At 50.9% G+C, this 21811-nt stretch carries 23 protein-coding genes, 1 tRNA gene and 1 pseudogene; 12 read left to right on the plus strand and 13 right to left on the minus strand.

The genetic code is table 11. From position 1 onward, the window contains the following. The first annotated feature begins 301 nt into the window (after positions 1-301). Complete coding sequence (locus H6F86_RS21450; RefSeq protein ID WP_190450958.1) at positions 302-721, plus strand: thioesterase family protein; 420 nt, start codon at positions 302-304, stop codon at positions 719-721. Here the strand turns inward: H6F86_RS21450 and H6F86_RS21455 are convergent. From H6F86_RS21455 to menA, 3 genes are read right to left on the minus strand one after another with little or no spacing between them, the layout of a single operon-like run. Next, entirely contained in the window at positions 684-2234 is a 1551-nt protein-coding gene (locus tag H6F86_RS21455) for a 2-succinylbenzoate--CoA ligase (protein ID WP_190450960.1), read from the minus strand. The two genes, H6F86_RS21450 and H6F86_RS21455, sit on opposite strands and share 38 nt — an antisense overlap. Continuing rightward, on the minus strand, positions 2219-3481 hold the full coding sequence (locus H6F86_RS21460; RefSeq protein ID WP_242033612.1) for an o-succinylbenzoate synthase: 1263 nt from the start codon (positions 3479-3481) through the stop codon (positions 2219-2221). Before H6F86_RS21460 ends, H6F86_RS21455 begins: the two co-directional genes overlap by 16 nt. Then, positions 3482-4444 carry a 2-carboxy-1,4-naphthoquinone phytyltransferase gene (gene menA / locus H6F86_RS21465; protein ID WP_190450962.1) on the minus strand — a complete coding sequence of 321 codons (963 nt, stop codon included), beginning with the start codon at positions 4442-4444 and terminating at the stop codon, positions 3482-3484. It abuts the gene before it with no gap. Between the two features lie 229 nt (positions 4445-4673). Here menA and H6F86_RS21470 point away from each other — a divergent pair, with 229 nt between their 5' ends. Next, entirely contained in the window at positions 4674-6116 is a 1443-nt protein-coding gene (locus tag H6F86_RS21470; RefSeq protein ID WP_190450964.1) for an isochorismate synthase, read from the plus strand. 219 nt (positions 6117-6335) lie between these two features. On the opposite strand, the gene H6F86_RS21475 is transcribed toward H6F86_RS21470, so the two are convergent. Continuing rightward, on the minus strand, positions 6336-6944 hold the full coding sequence (locus H6F86_RS21475; protein WP_190450966.1) for a MarC family protein: 609 nt from the start codon (positions 6942-6944) through the stop codon (positions 6336-6338). A 164-nt stretch (positions 6945-7108) separates the two neighbouring features. Between H6F86_RS21475 and H6F86_RS31670 the strand changes: the two are divergent. The 3 genes and pseudogenes from H6F86_RS31670 to menB form a co-directional block, all read left to right on the plus strand. Further along, a pseudogene (locus tag H6F86_RS31670) lies at positions 7109-7273 on the plus strand (Uma2 family endonuclease); the annotation flags it as partial. Positions 7274-7413: 140 nt separating this feature from the next. Continuing rightward, a complete protein-coding gene (gene menD / locus H6F86_RS21485; protein ID WP_190450969.1) occupies positions 7414-9183 on the plus strand; it encodes a 2-succinyl-5-enolpyruvyl-6-hydroxy-3-cyclohexene-1-carboxylic-acid synthase in 1770 nt (589 codons plus the stop codon). A 116-nt stretch (positions 9184-9299) separates the two neighbouring features. After that, positions 9300-10133: a 1,4-dihydroxy-2-naphthoyl-CoA synthase gene (menB, locus tag H6F86_RS21490; protein ID WP_190450970.1), complete on the plus strand. Its 834-nt coding sequence runs from the start codon at positions 9300-9302 to the stop codon at positions 10131-10133. A gap of 23 nt (positions 10134-10156) precedes the next feature. On the opposite strand, the gene H6F86_RS21495 is transcribed toward menB, so the two are convergent. Then, entirely contained in the window at positions 10157-10570 is a 414-nt protein-coding gene (locus tag H6F86_RS21495) for a DCC1-like thiol-disulfide oxidoreductase family protein (RefSeq protein ID WP_190450972.1), read from the minus strand. Positions 10571-10701: 131 nt separating this feature from the next. Here H6F86_RS21495 and H6F86_RS21500 point away from each other — a divergent pair, with 131 nt between their 5' ends. Continuing rightward, positions 10702-12390, plus strand: a complete 1689-nt coding sequence (locus tag H6F86_RS21500) for an NAD-binding protein (RefSeq protein WP_190450980.1) — start codon at positions 10702-10704, stop codon at positions 12388-12390. Between the two features lie 46 nt (positions 12391-12436). Here the strand turns inward: H6F86_RS21500 and H6F86_RS21505 are convergent, their stop codons facing one another. The 4 genes from H6F86_RS21505 to H6F86_RS21520 form a co-directional block, all read right to left on the minus strand. Then, positions 12437-12730, minus strand: a complete 294-nt coding sequence (locus tag H6F86_RS21505) for a hypothetical protein (RefSeq protein WP_206756067.1) — start codon at positions 12728-12730, stop codon at positions 12437-12439. A gap of 11 nt (positions 12731-12741) precedes the next feature. Beyond that, positions 12742-13626 (minus strand): TlyA family RNA methyltransferase, encoded by an 885-nt coding sequence (locus H6F86_RS21510; protein ID WP_190450984.1) that lies wholly within the window; start codon positions 13624-13626, stop codon positions 12742-12744. 223 nt (positions 13627-13849) lie between these two features. After that, complete coding sequence (gene mazG, locus H6F86_RS21515) at positions 13850-14698, minus strand: nucleoside triphosphate pyrophosphohydrolase (protein WP_190450994.1); 849 nt, start codon at positions 14696-14698, stop codon at positions 13850-13852. 132 nt (positions 14699-14830) lie between these two features. After that, positions 14831-15547 carry a metal-binding protein gene (locus tag H6F86_RS21520; RefSeq protein WP_190450996.1) on the minus strand — a complete coding sequence of 239 codons (717 nt, stop codon included), beginning with the start codon at positions 15545-15547 and terminating at the stop codon, positions 14831-14833. A 195-nt stretch (positions 15548-15742) separates the two neighbouring features. Between H6F86_RS21520 and H6F86_RS21525 the strand changes: the two genes are divergently transcribed. The 4 genes from H6F86_RS21525 to H6F86_RS21540 all read left to right on the plus strand — a co-directional run bounded on the left by H6F86_RS21525 (position 15743) and on the right by H6F86_RS21540 (position 17537). Next, positions 15743-15814: transfer RNA gene (locus tag H6F86_RS21525), tRNA-Val, on the plus strand. Between the two features lie 370 nt (positions 15815-16184). Next, positions 16185-16352 (plus strand): hypothetical protein, encoded by a 168-nt coding sequence (locus H6F86_RS21530; RefSeq protein ID WP_190450998.1) that lies wholly within the window; start codon positions 16185-16187, stop codon positions 16350-16352. 206 nt (positions 16353-16558) lie between these two features. Beyond that, positions 16559-17098, plus strand: coding sequence for a hypothetical protein (locus H6F86_RS21535; protein WP_190451000.1), 540 nt, complete (start codon positions 16559-16561; stop codon positions 17096-17098). Between the two features lie 109 nt (positions 17099-17207). Then, entirely contained in the window at positions 17208-17537 is a 330-nt protein-coding gene (locus H6F86_RS21540; RefSeq protein WP_190451002.1) for a hypothetical protein, read from the plus strand. Between the two features lie 213 nt (positions 17538-17750). On the opposite strand, the gene H6F86_RS21545 is transcribed toward H6F86_RS21540, so the two are convergent. The 4 genes from H6F86_RS21545 to H6F86_RS21560 form a co-directional block, all read right to left on the minus strand. Continuing rightward, positions 17751-18164 (minus strand): hypothetical protein, encoded by a 414-nt coding sequence (locus tag H6F86_RS21545; RefSeq protein WP_190451003.1) that lies wholly within the window; start codon positions 18162-18164, stop codon positions 17751-17753. An 82-nt stretch (positions 18165-18246) separates the two neighbouring features. Beyond that, the gene (locus tag H6F86_RS21550) at positions 18247-18570 is read right to left on the minus strand and encodes a hypothetical protein (protein ID WP_190451005.1); all 324 of its coding nucleotides are present in this window, start codon (positions 18568-18570) and stop codon (positions 18247-18249) included. 289 nt (positions 18571-18859) lie between these two features. Then, a complete protein-coding gene (locus tag H6F86_RS21555) occupies positions 18860-19033 on the minus strand; it encodes a hypothetical protein (protein WP_190451007.1) in 174 nt (57 codons plus the stop codon). 767 nt (positions 19034-19800) lie between these two features. Further along, positions 19801-20001: a hypothetical protein gene (locus tag H6F86_RS21560; protein WP_190451009.1), complete on the minus strand. Its 201-nt coding sequence runs from the start codon at positions 19999-20001 to the stop codon at positions 19801-19803. A 127-nt stretch (positions 20002-20128) separates the two neighbouring features. Between H6F86_RS21560 and H6F86_RS21565 the strand changes: the two genes are divergently transcribed. Together H6F86_RS21565 and H6F86_RS21570 are read left to right on the plus strand one after the other, a co-directional pair. After that, entirely contained in the window at positions 20129-20641 is a 513-nt protein-coding gene (locus tag H6F86_RS21565) for a hypothetical protein (protein WP_190451011.1), read from the plus strand. 133 nt (positions 20642-20774) lie between these two features. Further along, the gene (locus tag H6F86_RS21570; RefSeq protein ID WP_190451013.1) at positions 20775-21188 is read left to right on the plus strand and encodes a hypothetical protein; all 414 of its coding nucleotides are present in this window, start codon (positions 20775-20777) and stop codon (positions 21186-21188) included. Positions 21189-21811 lie beyond the last annotated feature (623 nt).

Here is a 21811-nt window from a genome sequence, read left to right on the forward strand (position 1 = left end):
GGTAGGTATGTTGCGGCAACTGTGTAGGGAGTGGAGAGTAGGAAGATGAGATGGTGAAGGGGCAAGGGGAGCGAGGGATAGGGAAAGTTTTGAGTTTTGAGTTTTAATACCAATTGAAAGTATGAAAGTAGCAGATCCTTGTATAAAACTAAGTTCTCTCAGTTCCTCTTAACAAAGGGGATGCCGCAGGCAAGAGAATCTGCGTTAGTGGCGCTCAATTAATTGCGATCATCAACTTCTGACCTCTGACCCTTTCACCGCTTCACTCCTTCACTTCCTCACCCCTTCACTCCCTTACCCCATGCCTTTTATCTACCAACGGACAGTACGGTTTAGCGATACGGATGCGGCGGGGGTAGTCTACTTTGCGAACGTGTTGACGCTTTGCCATGAGGCGTATGAGGCATCGTTGGCAGCAACGGGGATTGATTTAAGGGCTTTTTTTAGCGGGGTTGACGTGGCATTGCCGATCGCCCATGCCAATGTGGATTTCTTTCGTCCTATGTTCTGTGGCGATCGTCTGGTGGTTCATCTGATTCCAAAACAGCTACAAGAGAGCGAATTTGAGATTGCATATGCTGTGTTTTTGGAGGGCAAGTTGGAACGATCGGTGAGTAATGCCCAGACGCGCCATATCTGCATTGATCCAGGCACTCGCAAACGTCGATCGCTGCCGCTGGAAATCAATCAATGGCTAGAACAGTGGGCAACGCCATCTTAGCGATCGCCTCTACTTGGGGTCGATTGACTTTGCCTTGAGCGTTGCGAGGCAGGCGATCGACGGCAAGCCAATGTTTGGGACGTTTGAATTTGCTTAAAGTGTCACTTAAGGCTGTTTGGATACTTGTAGGAGAAATGTCAGCGCTGATGGGGATGTAAACGGCTGTAATGGCTTGTCCCCAATGGCGATCGCTGATGCCGATCACGCATACATCTTGTACTAGCCCAGTCGATCGGATGGCTGCTTCGACTTCTGCGGGAAACACATTCTCGCCACCTGTGATGATTTTGTCGCTTTGCCGCCCGACGATGTGCAGGTAACCATTGGCATCGAAATAGCCGAGGTCATCGGGTTGGAAGGAGCGGGGAGTGGGGAGTGGGGAGTGGGGAGTGGGGGGAAAATAGCTCCAGGCAAGTGATTTCGCCTGGATGGTGATGTTACCGATTTGGTCTGTCTTCAGAATGTCGCCGGATGGATTGCGAATGGTGAGTTGGGCATGGGGCAAGACGTGTCCAGCGTTGGTCTGTCCGTTGAGAAAGTCGTCTGGTTTGAGAGTGGCAATTTGGGACGCAGTTTCGGTCATGCCGTAGGTGGGAGCGAGCCGGATGCGTTGGCTTCTGGCACGATCAAGCAATTCTGACCAGGCAGGTGCGCCGCCGAGGAGAACCGTGTGGAAGCGCGCTAACCAGGCGATCGAAGAGTCGGGAGCCAGGAGTGACGTTGAGTGTTGTGTCTCTTGCCTTCTGCCTGCTGCCTTCTGCCCTCTGCTTTCTCCATCCAGCAACCGCTGAAGTTGCGTAGGCACCAGGGACAGAAAAAATTCTTCTGGGTTAAGGTTACTGCGATCGCCCGCTTCAAGTGCTTTGAAGGGCAGTACGACGAGCTTGCCGCCGGTAGTGAACGATCGCATGAACTGCATCAGTCCACTGACGTGATAGAGCGGCAGCACGCAGAACGAGTTGATCGGCTCAACCTCAAAATATTCACGAAAGCCCTCTACTGATACCATGAGGGTTTCCCAAGTGTGGACAGCAAAGCGGATTTTGCCCGACGTGCCGCCTGTAGGGATCAGGATATGAGGAGTGAGAACTGGGGGCTGGGGAAGCAGGGGATTGGGGGAAGCAGAGGAGCGCTGCTGACTACTGGCTGCTTCTTTGCCTTCTGCCTTCTGCCTTCTGCCTCCTGCCCTCTGCCTCCTGCCTTCTACCTTTGCTTCCTCGCCCCAAACCAAATCCGGCTGCACTAACTCAAAGACCTGTTGCCATTCGGCTTTTGTCCAATCGGGGTTAGCAAGAACAATGCAGCAATTAGCAGCACAAGCGGCGATGAAGTGCGCGAGAAACGTCAGCGGATTGCGATCGGCTAACAGAATGGTGAGGGGAGCTTCGGAGTTTGGAGGCGATCGCAGCTCCACTAACACTCGCTCCGCTAAAGCAAAAAACTCCTGGCTGTCATAACCAACTAGCCAATCGTCTCTCGAACGTTGCTTGAGGATGGTTAAAGGGTCTGCCATAGCTGCTCAAAAGCGTCGCTTTCAGAATCCTCAAACCAGTGCGTTGTGCCATAACCTACGGCTCGATCGGGATTCCCCAGCGATGCTGCTAAACGTAACCCTGCCTGTCGCCCGATCGCGGTTTCAAAACTAGAGGAGAACACGGCATCGATCGGATGGTGCTGGCAAAACTGGCGGAGACGAGAGGGGGAACCGACGATCGCGGGTTTAATCACATAAATGCCTCGCCAACCGTGCTCGTAACAAGTTTGTAGTTGTTGCAAGGTTGCCACTGATTCATCCAGGGCGATCGGCGTTCGATAATTCTGGCTCAAGTCTTGCATTGCCTCGAACTGCGCGATGGGTAGCGGTTGCTCGATGTATTCAAGCACGACCCCTCGGTTTGAAGGGTCAATCATGGCATCACAGGCTTGTAACCATTGAGTCGTCTCGTCAGCGCTGAGTCCACCATTCGCATCCAGGCGTAATTTGGCTGGTTTTGGCAGGGCTTGAGTGAGTGCATCAAGCACCTTAAGCTCGGTGGCGATCGCCTGTACCCCAATTTTCCATTTAAATGTGCGAAAACCCTGCGCCCAGAGCGGTTGCCAGGTGTGGAGCGCCAGGTTTCCCGCTGGCAAGAGGGCGCTGTAGGGGAGAGGGGAGAGGGGAGAGGGGAGAGGGGCAGTAGAGCGACTGTTCGGTCTTAGGTCTTGAGACTGAAGTTTCGAGTTCTGAACTGCAACATCCGAGTTCTGAGGTCGAAGTGACGAGTTCTGAACTCGGAGGATCGAGCTCTGCACTGCAACATCCGAGCTTTGATCTCGAAGTGCCGAGTTCTGAACTGTAATTGCCGAGTTCAAAGCCGCAAGGTTCGAGTTCTGAGGTCGGAGAGTCGAGCTTGCAGTGACAAACGACGCTTGATTCCCTGCGCCTCTGTCTCTCTGCGGTGCTGCCTGAGCGATCGCTGATTCTTGCAGACCTTCCCATGCCGATTCAAAGGCAAACTGGCAGCATGGCAGCGTGTCGGGCACAGCGAAAATGAGGTCGTCTGTCAGTACTGTTGGCAGTTGGTGACAAAACGCCAATGCCTGCTCAAGGGTTTCGGAACCGAACCAGGGAATCGGCGCAATTTCGCCCCAGCTAATGTTGCCAGCATCATCGACCAACCGCAAAATCACACCCTCTCGCACTGCCCAGCAACCGTGGCTAGTTTGCAACGGTTGCTTGAAGCGTCGTTGATAAGGGCGAAATTCCCACTGGTACAGCATTTACGTTGGCAAGACTGCTCCAAACCCCAGCAGTTGTGGGAGAACAAAGCCAAGACCCAGAAAAATACCGCTCCAGAAATGCAGGGCAACGGCAATGAACTTGCAATTGCTCACCTTCTCTGGTTTGTTGTGGTTGGTGCCAACGTGTTTGCAGAGTTTAAGCGCGATCGGCAGACTGGCAAACACCAGCAGCGTTGTCACTGGAAACACGCCCAGCCACACGCAAAGAGCCGTCAGCGCGAAAATGCTGCCACAGAGCCAGGGTAGTAGCTGCGCGGCGCGTTTTGTACCCAATCGGACGATCGGCGATCGCTTACCCACAGCGGCATCATCTGCTTCTTGATGAAAATGGGAGCAAAAGAGAATCAGGCTAGTGGAAACACCCACGATCGTCGAAGCCGCCAGATTCGTACCTGACCAGGCTTGCGTTTGACTGTAATACGCTGCTGCAAACGCTAAGGGACCAAAGGCGAAAAAGCAAAGAATTTCTCCCCATCCCTGGAAACTGAGGCGAAAGGGCGGTCCCTGGTAAATGTAGCCAAGCACGCAGCAAACCAGAATAATGCCAACCACGGTCAGATCGCGCTGGATGGCAGCGATCGCGCCGATGCCAAATAGTCCAGTGGCAAGGCACAAATTCCCTAACCAAAAAATCAACGATTTGTTGGCGGTCAGATTTACCAGCGAGTGCGCTTTGTTCACGTCAACGCCTGTCTCGGAGTCAAAGACATCGTTAGCGAGGTTCTCCCAGGCAAGGATGAGGATGGCAGCAAAGACAAAGATGGCGAAGATACCTGCCTGTAACGTTCTGGTCTCGGCAATGGCGATCGCGGTGCCCACCATAATTGGCATGATCGCCACACTGTACATCGGTGGCTTAATCGCTGCTAGCCACAACTTTTTGCGGATGGCTGGCGCGGTCTTTAAAGCATTTGCTGAATAATTAACCGTTCTTGTGGTCATTTTTTGCAAATATCAAAAGTTGGATGTAGTTCTCAGAAGCTCACCCATTCTACGATCGAGTGGATCGGACAACCCTGATAGACCGTCCAGACTTTAAGATTCGCAATATTTTGGCTAAGGAGTGAGGGGTGAGGGGTCAGAATCAAGGAGTCAGAAGCTAGGAGCCAGGAACTAGAAGCTCTCCCCTGCTCCCCCTGCCTCCCCACTCCCCAATCCCTCTTGCTTTCCCATGACCGTTACCCCTCGCTGCACTCATCTGTTTCAAACTCGTAGAGAATTACATCATTTTCTAAACCGCTATAAACAGATTTCAGAAGAGAGAATCCAGCCGCAGATTATGAGCCTTTCGATGGCAATAGATCCGGTTGATCCGCTGGTTGTCTTTCAGGCGCTTGCAGAACCACAGCAGCTCAATTTCTATATGGAAAAACGAGCGTTTGGGCAAGAAGTTGAGCCACAGGAAGGAGTGGCGATCGCCGCGATCGGCTCTGCTGCCAAGTTCACGATTAACGGTGCAGAACGCTTTACGGCTGCCCAGCAGTTTATCCGCTCAACGCTGGCTCAGACTGCCATTTGTGGTCAGGCTCACTTACCGTTAGCCGGTCCTCATTTCTTCTGTAGCTTCACATTTTTTGATCAGGATTCTGATCGTAAACCAGCGTTTCCAGCAGCAACCATCTTTCTACCAGAGTGGCAAATTTCTAGAAGCGGATCGCATTGTTTGGTTGTAGCGAATGTCGTGCTTTGTGCCACGACAAACTTAGAAGAAACGGTCGATCGACTCTGGCAAACATGGCAATCTATACGAGCGATTCGGTATGAATTAATCACACCGGCGATCGAGCATCAAGACCTGCTGACACGGCGTGATGTTGCCACTACCCAACACTTTAAGCAAGCGGTACAGGCTGCCTTGACCGACATTCAGCAGGCGACGTTTCACAAAATTGTGCTGGCTCATGCGGTGGATGTCACCTCACCGCTACCGTTTGATGCGATCGCGGCACTACATCATCTTCGTAAGCTATATCCCGGTTGCTACCTGTTCTCCACCAGCAACGATCGGGGGCAGCAGTTTATTGGTGCCAGCCCAGAGCGGCTGGTCAGCGTACGAGATGGGCAGCTCAAAACGGGCGCGTTAGCGGGTTCGGCTCCCCGTGGCAAAACCACCAGCGCTGATGCTGCCCTGGCAAAACGCCTCTTAGAGAGCGTCAAAGAACGCCACGAACATCGGGTTGTGAGCCAGTTTATTTGCCAACAGCTAGCTCAGTTGGGCTTAAGTCCCCAGTCGTTGCCTGTGCGCCTGTTACAACTGTCCAACATTCAACATCTGCAAACACCCATTTATGCCACAGTGCCTGCCGATACTCATCTGCTTGATGTCGTAGCAGCCCTTCATCCCACGCCTGCCGTTGCCGGAATGCCTCGCGCTGCTGCCTGTGACTACATTCGTCGCTACGAAACCTTTGAGCGATCGCTCTACGCCGCGCCGATCGGCTGGGTCGATCATCACGGTAATGGTGAATTTGCCGTTGGCATTCGATCGGCTTTGATTGATGGTTGCAGTGCCAGACTGTTTGCAGGCGCAGGCATTGTGGAAGGCTCAGCCCCAGAGCGCGAACTAGCAGAAGTGCAGCTCAAACTTCAAGCGCTTTTGCAGGCGTTAATTTGAGAGCGTAAAGATCCCCGACCTCTAGTTAAAACTTAGCCGAAAACCCATTCCGTCATAGAAGTTGGGGATCTTTACGTACTGATACTCTCATTTCTTTTGACTTCCGATTCCTAGCTCCGGGCTCCTAACGACCAAGCTTATCCGCCAGTAGAAGGGAAAGAGGCTTGAGCAGATTGTAGGTAGTTGGGTGCCGTACCTTGGTTTACTGCTTGTTAATCCCTAATTGATCCAGCGTTGGACACCAATCGCCTCCATAATGAGTTCGACAGCCAGTGCAGCTAAAATCATGCCTGTAACACGCTCTAAGATTGCAGCACCGTTCTTGCCGATGATCCGTAAAATTGGTTCAGCTAGCAGCATTAATCCATAGGTAACGGACATAATGCATACAACAACACAAGCTGTTACGAACTGTGATGAGATTGAATAAACGTGATTATCGGTCAGCAGAACCACAGCCATGATTGCTTCTGCTCCTGCAATAGACGGCACCGCTAACGGAAAAACCGAAATGTCGTGACCTTTTTCAGGCGTTGCTGGTCGTTCGTGCGAAAAATCAAAAACCATTTGCAAGGCAAACAAGAACAAGATCAAACCGCCTGCAACTTGCAAAGAAATTAACCGAATTTGCATTGCCGACAGAATTATTTGTCCTACTACAATCGACCCCAACAGAATAATTGTGGAGTAAAAAACAGCCTTAAGCGCGACTTTACGACGCTGCGCTTGAGGTAGATGTGCCGACAGTGTAGCGAAAAGAACAACTGTTCCAATCGGTTCGATCGTCACCCACAATGTCAGGAGATCGTTCAGTGCTTTATCAACCATGTCTAAAGTCTAAATGATTAGGCTTTTTAGTTTTTAGCTTCTGGAAAGCTACGCACGTGAGGTAGAGCTAAAGTCTAAACTGAAGAGACGCGATCGCCCCTACTGCCCTGGCTTCTTTCGCAGAACTGCCCAATGCAGCGATTAAGTGACCCGACGACACTCAACTGCCAGAGTCGGACGGTATGTTTGTGAAAAACTCTCTGGAGCACCCACAAAGCCTCTTGCTCTCCGACTCCATTACGTCAACGCTAGACGTGCTGCATCCCGACGCGCATTACTGCATAGGTCAGGACAGGAGTATTTACTGGCGCATTACAGAGCCGCCAGAGTAAGCATCAACTAAAGCAAGCGGAGAATCAACTGAAGCAAGAACGCCAGAGAGCAGAACGGTTAGCCGCATTACTGAGAGCGCAAGGGATCGACCCGGACGTATGATGCGTTAGGCTATGTGCCTACTCTCAGCGTTCCCATGCCTCTTGATTTCACGAATACCAATCTGGTCTGGACTTCGATTCTGGCGGAAACGCTATCTCGGTTAGGGCTGACCACCGCGATCGTCTGTCCCGGTTCTCGGTCGGCACCCCTTGCGATCGCCTTCGCCAACCATCCCCACATCGAAGCGATTCCCGTGCTCGACGAGCGATCGGCTTCCTTTTTTGCACTTGGCGTTGCCCGTCAGAGCCATCGCCCGGTTGTGCTGCTCTGCACCTCTGGCACCGCAGGCGCAAATTTTTATCCTGCTGTCATTGAAGCGAAGGAAAGCGGTGTGCCCTTACTGGTCTTGACGGCTGATCGTCCGCCCGAACTGCGTGATTGTAATGCGGGGCAAGCGATCGACCAGCATAAGCTTTATGGCACCTTTCCTAACTGGCAAACGGAACTGGCAATGCCATCGCTGGAGCTACCCATGCTCGCCTATCTCCGGCAAACCCTCATCCATGCCTGGGAAAAAGCATTGTATCCCGTGCCCGGAGTGGTTCACCTCAACCTGCCCTTCCGCGACCCCCTTGCCCCCATCCCGCAGCCTTCTGCCCAAGCGATCGCCTCCACCTTAAACCCCGAAGCCTTCTTCGCCTCCATCACTCCCCTCTCTTCTACCCGATCACTCCATCACCCCATCACTCCATCACCTCGTCACTCTCTTACCCCTTCCCCCCTTCCTCCCTTTCCCTCCAACGGCATCATCATCGCAGGCGTAGCACAACCTGAAGCGCCAGAGGACTACTGTCGTGCGATCGCCCAACTCTCCCAAACCCTTGGCTATCCGGTTCTAGCCGAAGGACTTTCGCCCCTACGAAACTATGCTGACCTCAATCCCAACTTGATTACAACCTATGACTTGATGTTGCGATCGCCCGCGCTGGCAGAGAAACTTGCTCCTGAATCTGTGCTTTGCATTGGTGGAATGCCGACCAGCAAGCAGCTTCGTGCCTGGTTAGAAAAAACGCAGCCCCGCTTGTGGATCATTGATCCTGAGGGGCGTAACCTCGATCCACTGCATGGCAGCACGACGCATCTGCGGCTGTCGATCGCAGCCCTCCTTCAGTCACTGCCCCTGCAAACCCAGACGACCAACCCTTACCTCGATCGCTGGCGTGTCGTGGAAACCAAAGTTAGGCAGGCTGTAGACCAAACAATGTGTGAGACAGACGCCTTGTTTGAGGGCAAAGCTGCCTGGTTGCTCTCTCAAGTGCTGCCGACTGGAACGCCATTGTTTATCAACAGCAGTATGCCTGTGCGGGATGTCGAGTTTTTCTGGGCACCAAGAAATTCTAGAGTGCAGCCATGCTTCAATCGGGGTGCAAATGGCATTGACGGCACGCTCTCTACCGCCTTGGGCATTGCCCATCGACAGCAAAGTAGTGTGATGCTCACAGGCGACCTGGCGCTGTTGCATGATACAAATGGCTTTTTGTTGCGCCAGCATTTTGCGGGACACCTGACGATCGTCCTCATTAACAACAATGGCGGCGGCATTTTCGAGATGCTGCCGATCGCCCAAAACAATCCAGCCTTCGAGTCCTTTTTTGCCACACCACAAGCAATCGACTTTGCCAAACTCTGCGCCACGTATGGGGTCGAACATGAGCGCATCACAAGCTGGCAACAGCTAGAACAACGGCTCAACCCGCTGCCCTCTAAAGGGATTCGGGTCTTAGAAATTTGTACCGATCGCAAAGCCGATGCCCAATGGCGACAGCGGCACTTAGGTACATTTGCCGCTAATATCAGCATTTAGTTGGTAGCGATCAGCGATCAGCGGTCAGAATCAACTCAAAGCTTTCTAGCCACACGGCACAAGCGCTACTCAAAACTTTCATCCTTCATCCCTCTCGTCTCACCCCCCTCCCCTCCATGCAAATCGACTGGCAAGTTGTCAAAACCTACGAAGACATTCTCTACCACAAAGCCGATGGGATCGCCAAAATCACCATCAACCGTCCCCACAAGCGCAATGCCTTCCGTCCTAAAACGGTGTTTGAACTTTACGATGCCTTTGCGAATGCTCGTGAAGATTCGCGGATTGGGGTGGTGCTGTTTACAGGTGCCGGTCCTCATACCGATGGTAAGTATGCGTTTTGTGCCGGTGGCGATCAAAGCGTACGCGGTCAGGCAGGCTACGTGGGCGAGGATGGTGTGCCCCGGCTAAACGTGCTGGACTTACAACGGCTCATTCGCTCTATGCCCAAAGTGATCATTGCGCTGGTTGCAGGTTACGCGATCGGTGGTGGTCATGTCCTCCACATTCTCTGCGACCTCACCATTGCGGCAGACAATGCGGTTTTTGGGCAAACGGGACCCAAAGTAGGTAGCTTTGATGGTGGCTTTGGTGCCAGCTATCTGTCGCGCATCGTTGGGCAGAAGAAGGCGCGAGAAATTTGGTATCTTTGCCGTCAGTACTCGGCAATGCAGGCACTAGAGATGGGTTTGGTAAACTGCGTTGTGCCAGTCGAGCAGCTAGAAGCGGAGGGCATCCAGTGGGCACAGGAAATTCTGGAGAAAAGCCCGATCGCCATTCGCTGCCTCAAGGCCGCCTTCAACGCCGATTGTGACGGGCAGGCAGGCTTGCAAGAACTCGCCGGAAACGCCACGCTGCTCTACTACATGACTGAGGAAGGCTCAGAAGGCAAACAGGCATTTTTAGAAAAGCGATCGCCCGACTTCCGGCAATATCCGTGGTTGCCGTAGAAGGTTGACGGAGCACGATGAACTTATAAGCGGCAGTGATCGGACACGCAGGCAGCAGGGTAACGCGGTTGATAAGTTTGATCGCGTTTGCCAAAGAGCGTATAGCGGTTGTCGCGGATTTGCGCGTAGACACGATCGCCCGTCCACTTAACTCCTGGCAATGCCCGATAGGCAGACACAAAGACATCACCTAACGGCAACAGTCGCCCAATTTCTTCAGCCGCATCACTGCCCTGCCAGCGCTGTTCTGGAGCCGCTGTATTAATTAAAATCATCCCTTGCTCACAGTCTGTAGATGTAATGCCAAACTCGCTGAGAGCTGGCTCATCCTGCATGGGAATGTATTGAAATCGATCGCCCTGATCCAGCGTCTCAAGCAGTTGAACGAGCGTAGTGCAGAGGTTGCATTTACCGTCGTAAATAACGTAGTAGGACATGGGAATGAGGAGTAAGGGGGTTTACCTTTCTTAATAGTAACGGTGTTTTCAGCTACAGTCCTGATGTCAGGTGCGATCGAGAATGAAGCACTGTTCTTTAATCATTCGATGCTGCATCAGCTGTCTCAGGCATGAAACCACATATTATCGTTTGTGGCTTGGGTGCGACCGGGTACAAAATTCTCTGCTTGCTTAGACAGCAGGGGGCGCTTGTGGTGGGCATTCACAATCGACCGATCGCAGGTGACCCGGAGGGTATTGTTGTGGGCGATCTGCGGGCAGCTACAACCTTGATTCAGGCGGGTATCCGGGATGCGCAAACGCTGGTGCTGGCAGATAGCGACGATGGTTTGAATCTAGCAATCTTGATGCAGGCGCGAGTGTTGAATCCTCGCATTCGCATTATTAATCGGTTGTTTAACACGAGTCTGGGCGATCGACTGGATACAACTTTGCCCGATCACATCAGCATGAGTGTGGCTGCGCTGACAGCACCCATTTTTGTGTTTGCGGCATTAAGCAACGCCGCGATCGGGCAGTTGCACTTATTCAATCAAACCTGGCCCATTCACGAAGAGCATATCAAAGACGACCATCCCTGGCGGGGGCGCAAACTTAGTGACCTGTGGGACGATCGCGATCGCATGCTGATCTATTACTTACCCATTGATAGCAAGGTGGATTTAGTATCAGCGATGCTGCGGGGGTATCGCCTCCAGTCGGGCGATCGACTGATTATTGGCACTAAACCGAGCGTACGTGTGGCTCGACGCTCGCTGAAACAAAGACTAGCCAAGCTGGCGCTGTGGCTGAAATATCTGCGGGAACACAGTCGAGCCTTGTTAGCCGGCACGCTGCTACTGCTGGTGATGATTCTGATTAGCGCTGGCATTTACACCTCTTCTGTGCTGCATACCAATCCGATCGATGCGCTCTATTTCTCAGTGGGCATTATCACCGGAGCAGGCGGCAACGACATCGGCTTAGAAACCGCTCCCGATGATCTCAAGCTCTTTACCGTGATCACCATGTTGGTCGGTGCAGCCATCATTGGTATTTCTTACGCGCTACTGAATGATTTTGTCCTGGGCACCCGGTTTGATCACATTTGGGATGCAGCTCGGGTGCCATACCGCAACCACTTTGTTGTCTGTGGGTTGGGTGGCGTAGGTGTGCAGATTGTAAGCCACCTCCACCGTTGTGGGCATGAAGTCGTGGTCATTGAGCATGATCCAAATTGCCGCTTTCTCGCTACTATCCGGGCAATGAAAATTCCCGTTATTCAAGGCGATGCTACGCTGCCAGCCGCTCTCAAAGCCGCGAATTTTGCACAGGCACACGCGCTGCTAGCCGTCACTAGCAACGATACAGTGAATTTAGAAATTGCCCTGAATGGCAAAAGTCTCAACCCTACGACTTCAGTGATCGTGCGCTACCAAGACCCAGAGTTTGCCTGGATGGCGCAACGGGTGTTTGAGTTTGATGCAGTGTTTAGCCCCGCAGAGTTGGTTGCGCCTGCCTTTGCCGCCGCCGCGCTGGGTGGGCGCATTCTAGGGAATGGTATGACCGCCGATAGCCTCTGGGTCGCGCTGGCAACGATGATTACGCCGAGTCATCCCTTCTGTGGTCGGCGGGTTCAGGAAGCGGCGATCGCTGCCGATTTTGTACCGCTTTATATGGAAACCCATAGTCAGGCGATTCACGGCTGGGAGCTGCTAGAGGTTTGCCTTAGCGCTGGTGATGTTCTGTATCTCACTATGCCAGCCAGTCGCTTGGAGCAACTCTGGCGTATTCCCTCAGCCATGACGCGATCGGCGTAACTTTAGAGCAATGCCTCATTAAGGACATTGGCTTGTAGCAGATGCCTTAAGCCTTCAAAGCATCAGCTTGCTTTTGAGTGATGATGACGGCTCCGTCGAGAACCTTGGCATTATCTGGCAGCGTGACAGCAACGACGATCGCGCCCGTACCAATAGTGACATCATTACTAACCTTCGAGCGAAAGAGGATCGCATTGTCTTCAATGGTCAGGTTGTTGCCAACCTTTAATGGACCATGAAAGACACCATTATCATCGGTATTTAAGCCGTTGCCGAAGCGAATGCTGGTTCCTTTGAGTATGACAGCCACCACCCTTTGAGTATGACAGCCACCACTCATAGGACAACGACCTAAGCGTTTAACGTTTGTTGGGCTGCGAGGGTTACTTGTTTAAGTGCTTTTAGATCAGGAGGCGGTACAGCATAGCTTTGTGTAGGCGCGATCGCCATGTCCGGCTCCAGCGACTCGTCTGGTGCAGACAACTCTAATGATCGTTCGCCCTCCTTTAACCACAGCAGATACTCGACATTGCCAGCGGGACCCAGTAGCGGCGACCATGTGACACCTTGATAGCCCCAGCCTATCGCTTGAGCCGCTTGCAAAACCTGCAAAATTGCCATTGCCTGATCCTGGGGATCGCGCACCACACCATTTTTGCCCACTAGGGCACGTCCCACTTCAAATTGCGGCTTGACCAGCAGCACAACCTCGCGGGGCGGTTGAAGCAGTTGCCACAAGACAGCCACCACTTTTGTCAGCGAAATAAACGAGACATCGACAACGCCCAAGTCTGCCGGGCGATCGGTGCCATACAAATCTGTTGATGTGAGATGACGTAAGTTCGTCCGTTCTCGCAGTGTCACACGCGGATCCTGCCGCACGCTCCAGGCAACTTGCCCATAGCCAACATCGACCCCATAGACGTGCTGCGCGCCAGCCTGCAACAGACAATCTGTAAAGCCACCCGTCGAAATGCCACCATCCAAACAGATGCGTCCGGCAACTGAAATCGGGAAATGGTCGATCGCCTTTGCCAACTTTTCGCCACCCCTGGAGACGTAGGGCGATCGTTGCCGCACCTGAATCTTTGCCAGCAGATCAATCTCCGTCCCTGGCTTATCTACCACCTGCTGATTCACCATCACCTCTCCAGCCCGAATGAGCCGCTGCGCCTTCTGCCGCGTATCGCAAAGGTCACGTTCGACAAGCAAAAGATCAAGGCGCTGTTTGGGCATTGGGTGAGGGGTGGAGTGATGGGGGAAGAAGGTGATGGGGCGAAAAGGTAATGGATTAAGGAGGTGATGGGGTAGCAGTTTTGAGTGAGTCAGCAGTGATCAGTGAACCAGCTAGCAGTGAACAGTAGATGATTTTGAGCAGTGCTTGGTGACAGGAGCTTTAGTGACTGCCCTCTGCCTTTTGCCTTCTGCCCTCTGCCTTTTGCCTTCTGCCCTCTGCCTTTCACCCCTCTCCTCTCAACCGTGCCTTTGCCTGCTGCCAAAGTTGTTCTAGCTGCTCCAGGCTGTAGTCAGAAAGGGAGCGATCGGCGACGGCTTCCATTTGTTCTAAACGCTGGATAAAGCGTTGGTTAGTGCCTTGCAGGGCTGCACTGGGGTCAAGATCATACCAGCGGGCAAGGTTAATAACGGTGAAGAGGAGATCGCCGAGTTCTGCTTCCTGGTGGGTTTTGTCAGTGGTAGCCAGTGCTTCCTTGAATTCGGTTAGTTCTTCTTGAAACTTTGCCCACACGCCGTCGATCGATTCCCACTCAAAACCGACCTCAGCTGCCTTGCGCGAAATTTTCATACCTGCCATCAACGGTGGTAGCGATCGCGCATAACGGCTGAGTTTTTTGCTTAGAGGCGGTGCAATGTTGGGATCTTCCCCTTTTTCGATCGCCTTGATCTGCTCCCAATTACGGTACACATCGTCCATTGTCTCTACAGTGACAGTGCTAAACACGTGAGGATGACGACGAATCAATTTCTCGCTGATGCCCTGTGCAACCTCTGTCAGGTTAAATTGGTTTGCGTCGCTGGCAATCTGTGCTTGCAGTACAACCTGCAACAGGAGGTCGCCTAGCTCTTCGCGGATTGCCACCGGGTCACCGCTTTGAATCGCTTCCACCGTTTCGTAGGCTTCTTCAATCACGTAGGGAATCAAACTTTCTGGTGTTTGAGCAAGATCCCAGGGACAGCCGCCATCAGGCGATCGTAGCTTTGCCACGACTGCCACCAACTGCTGCACCGCTTCCAGCATGGCTGCCTGTTGTGCTAACGGTTCCAAATTAGACCGCTCAGAATTAGTCATGCAATCAACCCTTACTGATGCCTTCTTACTTTAACGAGCTACGAGCATAGGTGATCGTAAAAATAGGACTCAGTGCGTCATAAGTAATTTTTTTCACCCCTTCACTTTCTTACCCTTCACCCCTTCACTTTCTCACTCCTCATCTTTCCGCCGCTCAAAGGGTGGCAACTGTGGTTCGCGGTATGTGGGCGGAGACGGTATTACTGGCTGCGATCGCTCCGCAATGGAGGACGGCTTTGCACCATTGCCTTCAAAGGGTGAAGCAGTCGATGAATCAGAGGCTTGCCGGATGATCGCAGCCTTTTTCGGAGAGCGCTTAAACGCGCGTCGATAGGTTGATAACATCCAATCAGAAAGGGCGTGACTCATCGCGCCGAGTTCAAGCCCAATGGCGATCGCGATCGCTTCCATCGGGTACTGCTGCGGTGTTCGTTCTAGAAAGCTAATACTGCTGCTCCACCACTGCTGCGCGAGAGCGAACCAATCGTTCGTTTGGCTAATGAGCTGAACGGCGATCGCACCGACAACAATTCCTCCAGTGCCCAATAGCCCTACCCAGATTAATAGATAGACGACCCGCACCACTGTTCCCACAATCGGACCGTGCGACCAGAACGATCGATGCCGCATACTGCGTCTATAAGGCAACCAGATCCAGCGTAACAACCCCCAGCGTTTGTACTGGTGGGAGTACACATCCAAATCAGGACCAAACATCAGCCCACTGAAAAGGTAGCTGCCTGAAACAAACAGCGTCAGACTGCTGCTTTGGGTGCGTGCAAAGGTCAACCCAGCAAGTAGCGGCAGACTCCAAAGGGTAATGCTGTCATGAGTCCGACCAGAAGGCATGATGGAGACAGGCAGACAATGCTTTCAGCATCGTAGCAGGTACAAATGCACTGACTAAACCGAAAGCGACAAATTGCCTGGTCGATCGCTAGTTTTCAGAGCATTAGCGGAAACAGTTACCGAAATTAGAGAAAGTCAGCAACAAATGTGCAGGTATCTGCTAATATATTTAACTGTGCCCAACACGCATCTTTCGGGCGGTTAGCTCAACGGTAGAGCGCCTGCCTTACAAGCAGGATGTTACAAGTTCGAATCTTGTACTGCCCATGCGTTTCAGGGGTGAGGGCATAAGTCAGCCCTAAATCAGCCCTGAAATCGCTAAAACTGAATATGCTTTTGGAGCTGTAGTGATAACTCGTACTTAGGTATTAACCAATGCGAGTTATCACTACAGCTCTTGCTGTTTGTTTATACTGAGAACATCTGTATACAAACAGTACGATGATCCCTGACTCCAATCTCCAGTATGGCGATCGCGTTACTCATATCCACTCAAAATCGACGTGGAGGACTGCAACGATCGTTGATGCGCCTGAGTCAGGAAGTTGGATATGCCGCCCTGGTGAGGCGTTGATTCTGCCTCATAACGATAGAAAGCTTTGCACTATATCTACCCAGCTTCTAAGGAGGGTGTCAGTTGGATAACCCTCCTACTATGCATCAGCTCAAAGCAGAGGCTCATCGCTTGATTGAGGCGATCGCTCGTCGCCCAGGATCGATCAAGTTACTACTGGGCGTTCTGCCAGTTCTACAGATGTACGCAAACTATAAAGCTAATCAGCAGCAAGGAAGGATTTTAAGATGAGATGTTTTGGCGCTTCAATCAAGGATAAAAGCAGTTCACACCGCTGGTGGGATTCAGTACCAGTAGACATTTCCAGCCTTGACGCTAAAAAAATGCAAACAATTAATAGCATCCCAAAAACTGACGTTTTTGAGTCCTTGGCGAAAATGCCAGGGCTAAAAGAAGCTCTTAATGAGTCCACTCAAGTAGTAGTAAAGGATAAAAAAATGGCAGACATTGACTTCGACGAAATTTCAAAAAAACTCGTTTCTAAACTGATGTATTCGCTGGGCTACTCAAACGAGGTTTATATCGATCCCGATCTTCAAAGCGCTCTTGCAGCCGCTTACGATTTGAATACAGCCAGTCGGCTTGGCTTGATGGGGTGCATTAATAAGCTAGAGAAAGACTTTAAATGTCGAGTTTTTGTTGTAAACGGCTTTAGCCCTGCAATGAAGAATCTGCTGGGCTTTGGAGGAGGCTGTTTTGCCACTAAAGTTAACGGCACTCCGACAATCGTCTTAGATTTGAATGAGTGCAGTGAAATTGGTAGGTCGATCAATCGCGTCACCGCGAGTGTAGCTAAAATTGCGTTGTTACACGAGGCGGGTCATATCGTAGCTCTAAAAAAAGGTGAGAGCATCCAGGATGAGGCGATCGCGTGGTCGCACGGTCAGCAATACGCTGGCTGGTTGCTGTATGGCGGTGATCACGATGTCACCCTGCACAAGGTTCAGCGGTATCTGGCGTTGCAACGGGCTGCTTAATTTGTTGGTTACTGGGCGATCTCACCTTTCGCTTTCAGTGCGATCGCCCTTCCTCTTTCGCCATCTTAAGAAACCCTAAGATTACCCCTTTTCCCAGCACTAATAAGCCGTGAATTGGCAAACACCCATCCCCTCAACAGCAGCTTATAGAAGAGCAGGCGGCAGAAGGAAGATCAACGCTGAACGGCAAGCCGATCGCTATAGCCGTCAACACCAAATGCTGACTCTGCTGAAGTCTTATTTTGAGCTAGGTGGCAAAATGAGCGATCGCGGCTTGAAAGCTCAATTGGCAGAAAAGATGAGTTTGGCGCGTTCGACGATCTCAAAATACTGGAAAAGTCTGAAGCGTACGATCGACTGGCTCGAAGCGTCGATCAGTAAAAATTGGGCATCCCTTCGTTTTAGTGGTGATGGAAGTTTTGAATGTCGAGTTGGATAAAGAAATTCTCTATTGGTGCTTGCAGGTAAGAAAAGGGCACAGATGGATCGCCGTTTTTATTGCTCCTCTTAACGAGCTAGAACAGTACAGTGAATCACTTAAAACCACTGCTGCTAAACGGTTTCTCAATATGCACGGTATGCCAAAAAAAAAGCAAAGGGTGCTTTTCATGGATGCGGTAAAGAATAGTGGGGTGTTGCGATCCACCTTAAATTAGATCGACTGTTCGTCTCCCATACGAGGATACTTTTTAAGCTCTTGAGCTACTAATTCCAAGTTGACATTTAACTTGATTCGCTCGGTTTCTATTTTTGAGAGCTGTCTGTCTAGTGCTTGCGCAAGCCTCAAATGCACTTTCTTATCTATGGAGCATTGGAAAATTTGCCCCATATCTTCGTTCGCTAATGCTAGCCGTAAGCCCTTATCAGCTTGTGCTGCTTTAGTTTTGCTGACAGTGCAGCGCTCTCTCAATTCGCGCTCAAGTACTTCAAGTTCTGAGGCGATCTTCTGTAACGACTGAATCGCTGCACTGACATAGCTTGGCAAAGGAGCTTCCCCTGGTTTGTTTTTGCCAAGAAGAACAGCTTTCATGGCTTCTAATTCTATGTCGATGCGATCGTGTTGCATAGCTAGTAAAGGCAGGAGTGTTTTGACATTCTTCACCTATTGCTGGTTTTATCCGCACAACGCTCACAAGCCTCTACGTAGCCTAAACAGTAGATCGCTCTGCTGGATCGGTTTCAAAGTATTTCCTGAGTGCCGCTGGCTTGACTAAGTAGTTAGGTCGATCGCCATCACTCGTATCAATGAAATGAACCCCATAGGTGAAGCGCCTGTCCTTGCAACGCTCTCTTAAAGCTGCTGATGTGATGCCACCTAGAATGGCAGATGCAGCCTTAAGTGAAACGTACTGATTCTCACTGGCTTCTAACTTTAACCGTTCAGCCACTAGCAGCAAAGCTCTAGCATTTGCCTCTAAAGCCCTGATCAGTACATCTCGCTCAGTTTCTTTAAGAAGGGGTTTTTTAGGCATTAAAGCTTGATAGATTTGATTCTCGCTGGATTTTCGGAAAGCCGATCGCTCACTCGTTGCAAATGGTACTCAAATCGCTTGCCATGAATACCTGAAGCCGATCGTCTATAGCGCGATCAACCGTCTCCTTTAGTAAGCCCCAGTGATTTCCATATCGCTCTCTGCCTTCACTCTAAAAAAGTGCCATAAGCATACTCCGCACTTAGAAAAGTGACGCGAAAAACAAGGCGATTGCCTGTAATGACTGCATCTACAAGTTTTATAGTTGTCTTTTTACTTATTCACTTACTCATTGAGTTACCAGCGCTGCCAGCTTGCTCACTCGCAGTTCCAATTCATCCAGACGCGATCGCACTGTGACTGCTTTCGACTTTTTCAGGTAGAGGGCGATCGCCTCCTTCATTACTTCGCTGGGAGTCTGCGCGGTCGCCTCGCAGATGGTTATAAGGGGTTGAGCCGACATACGGGCAAAAGGGTTTTAGAGGTGCCTTGCAACGAAGGAATCGATCTGTGAGCCATGTGCCAGTTGACGCATTTAGTCCAGAAGCTGTCCAGTGGTCAAATGAAGGGCAGGTGAAATCTGTACTTGCACCTTTTTGCCCGTATGTCGGCGTGCGATTCGTTTCTGCCCAAGTCAAGCCCCTCCACCAGGTTTGAAATAAAGCAGAGTCAGGGTCTCGAACCCTGATAACTCAATTTCTGTGTGGTACGTCCAACTTGGACAATTCCATCTCCCCTAGTGTTGGGGTAACAGCCTAGCCCTCAGGCGTGCGACTGACTCTCAAGCGTCTGAAGCAGGGCTAAAAGGCGGTCACTCGGAACCCGACCGAGAATCCCGCCGAGCAGAGCTGCATACGGCTAACGTCAGTGAATCCATGTCTGAACCATCGTCAACGGGAACAAGCCCACGCGGGTTCACGGGCTTGCCCAAAAGGGAACGGATGCGAGGTAGGGAGTTGCCGAACTCACCTACAAACACTCTCAGATCATCCCGGTGGAAAGTGGGAGCCTACGTGCAGCGCAAAACGGCAGTTGGGAACGAAATAACCCTTGCTACGGCTCTCTAGAGCTTTGTCTCTAGAGCAGGTAGTCAGCCGCAAGCCTGGTGAGGGAGGGATTGTCTCAGAAGCCAACGCCTTTGGGAAAGCCAAAGGATATGCAGACGGAGACACGACCATCAGGAAAGTCGCGTTGTGAGTCGCAATGCACACGTCATGAGCGAGTTAACGACTACGTATGGATGAAGCGCCAGCTTGACAGTTGGTGTTGCAGTTGCCAAAACAAAGCTACTGAGCCATGAGTCAAGGCAGTTTGCCAGCCGCTCATGGTATGCATGACAAGCACCCGATGGTTGAGGAGCCGTGTGCCAGTAACCTGGCAAGCACGGTTTTGTAGCAGAGGGTAGGGCAGCGATGTCCTACTCGACTGCATCTCAACCCCAAGTAACCGTCAGGAAAGAGGCAAAAAAATTGTAAGAACTTTACCAAAGTTAAAAAATCTCATATGATAACTTTATTTCACTTGAGTAAGGTATAGGAAGTAACTCCTAGTAAATATCATGCGGAAAGCATACTTAGGGACTTTATTAGGGGGTTTACCCTTTTTTATAAGCGTTTTTATAATACCAACAGCATTATCTTCCTCCATTAATCCTAGTCCGATTTGCTACATTCGGCTTACCTCGGGGCGGCTGATTGACTTGACTTCTATGTGTGCTTCTGGTTATCCTTCCCGAAAGAATACAGCGTATTCAAATGACGATGCATATCTTAAGGAGGTGCAGAAATTTCTTGGTAGCAACAGTGGTAAGAGCCAAGCATTTCAATCACTGAAGAGTAATCCTAAGTTGCTTACGGATGCAGCAAAAAACTATTGCAATGCTCGCTTAGCAGGTATGTCAGAGCAAGCTATTTATGATGCAAAATTCAAGGAACTTGAACAAAGTGTTCAAAAATCCTCTCCAAAAAAAATTAGTAGTGATATAGGTCAGAAATTTCAAACGATGATGACTGCTACCTCGGTGGCATCAAGGCTAGCTTCAAAAGTCTACTGTCCTAATTTGACAGATTAGCAAGGACTAAACGTAGGTAACAGTATCGGCAATTTTTGCATATTCTCCTCAAATCGGCACCCAATTCACGCCAATTTCGATCAGGGTAGCTACCAAAGTTTATCAATGAAAATTTTTCAAGGAGAGTCGGCAAATGTCTAAAGCTAAGGTTCGCAACACTCTTATTACTGCTGTCATTTGCTCTGTTATCGTCGGCAATACGCCCCAAGCATCTGCTGACCTGGGAACCGCATCAGATTTTGTCCGGGACAATTGGGATGCAATTGTGACAAACTATTGGTCACCATATTGGAAACAAGTGTGGTACGGCAACCTTTCTTCTCAGGAAACACGAGATACGCGACGGCAGTACCAATCACGGGCTAATGGAATATTACTAAATAGGTGTATTGAGAAATTTGATAGCACCTTCTTAGTATCCGCTGGAAATAAAGTATTGAATCGATGGCAATTTAGCTCACGCAGTGCCTCGAATGGTGGCACAGATTGCTTTATTCGATTTCCTAACCGTATGGCCGATGAATTTGAAAGGCGATTGCGTAAGTAATAAAAGCCTACAAGGTGCTGTGTGTTCATCAAATCGGATTCTTGTCCACTTTTGATACTGCTGCCTCACAAGCAGCAGTCCCGATACTGAGCCTCACTTCGACAGAGGCTCTGCAACTCAACCTGGCTAAGGCTCTCCAGCCCATATTGCACTTTTTTGCCCGTATGTCGGCTCAACCCCTATAATTTCCTCATGCCAAGCCGGAGGAATGCGACACCCGCCCGTCACCTTCTGACTCATAAGAAAACCTGAACTGTTAACGTGCTAACGGTGTTAACGCAACTGGCACAAGGCTCCACCCTTTCAACTGGCACAGTTGATCCGTTTAGTCCAAGTTTAGTCCAGAGCATCAGAAAGGCACCAGGCTAAAAACCGAAAGTCGAGCACCAGTCGAAATCTCAGCCCTCGGAAAGTCGGCTTGTATAGTTGCCGACACCGCAACTAACCAAACAGACAAAAAGCTGAAACTGCTGCTGCATAGAGCTTTTGTCGTTTGTGCCAGTTGGCAAGTAGTCCAGGGAGGAACAGGCGATCGTCCAGTTAGCCTTACTTATGAATGGGCATCCTAAACAAGCCAGCCATGGCTTCGGGTTCGTAACGCTTTACCAATAGTCCGTGGTAAA

The organism is Phormidium sp. FACHB-592 (assembly GCF_014695795.1).
GTDB lineage: Bacteria > Cyanobacteriota > Cyanobacteriia > Leptolyngbyales > Leptolyngbyaceae > Stenomitos.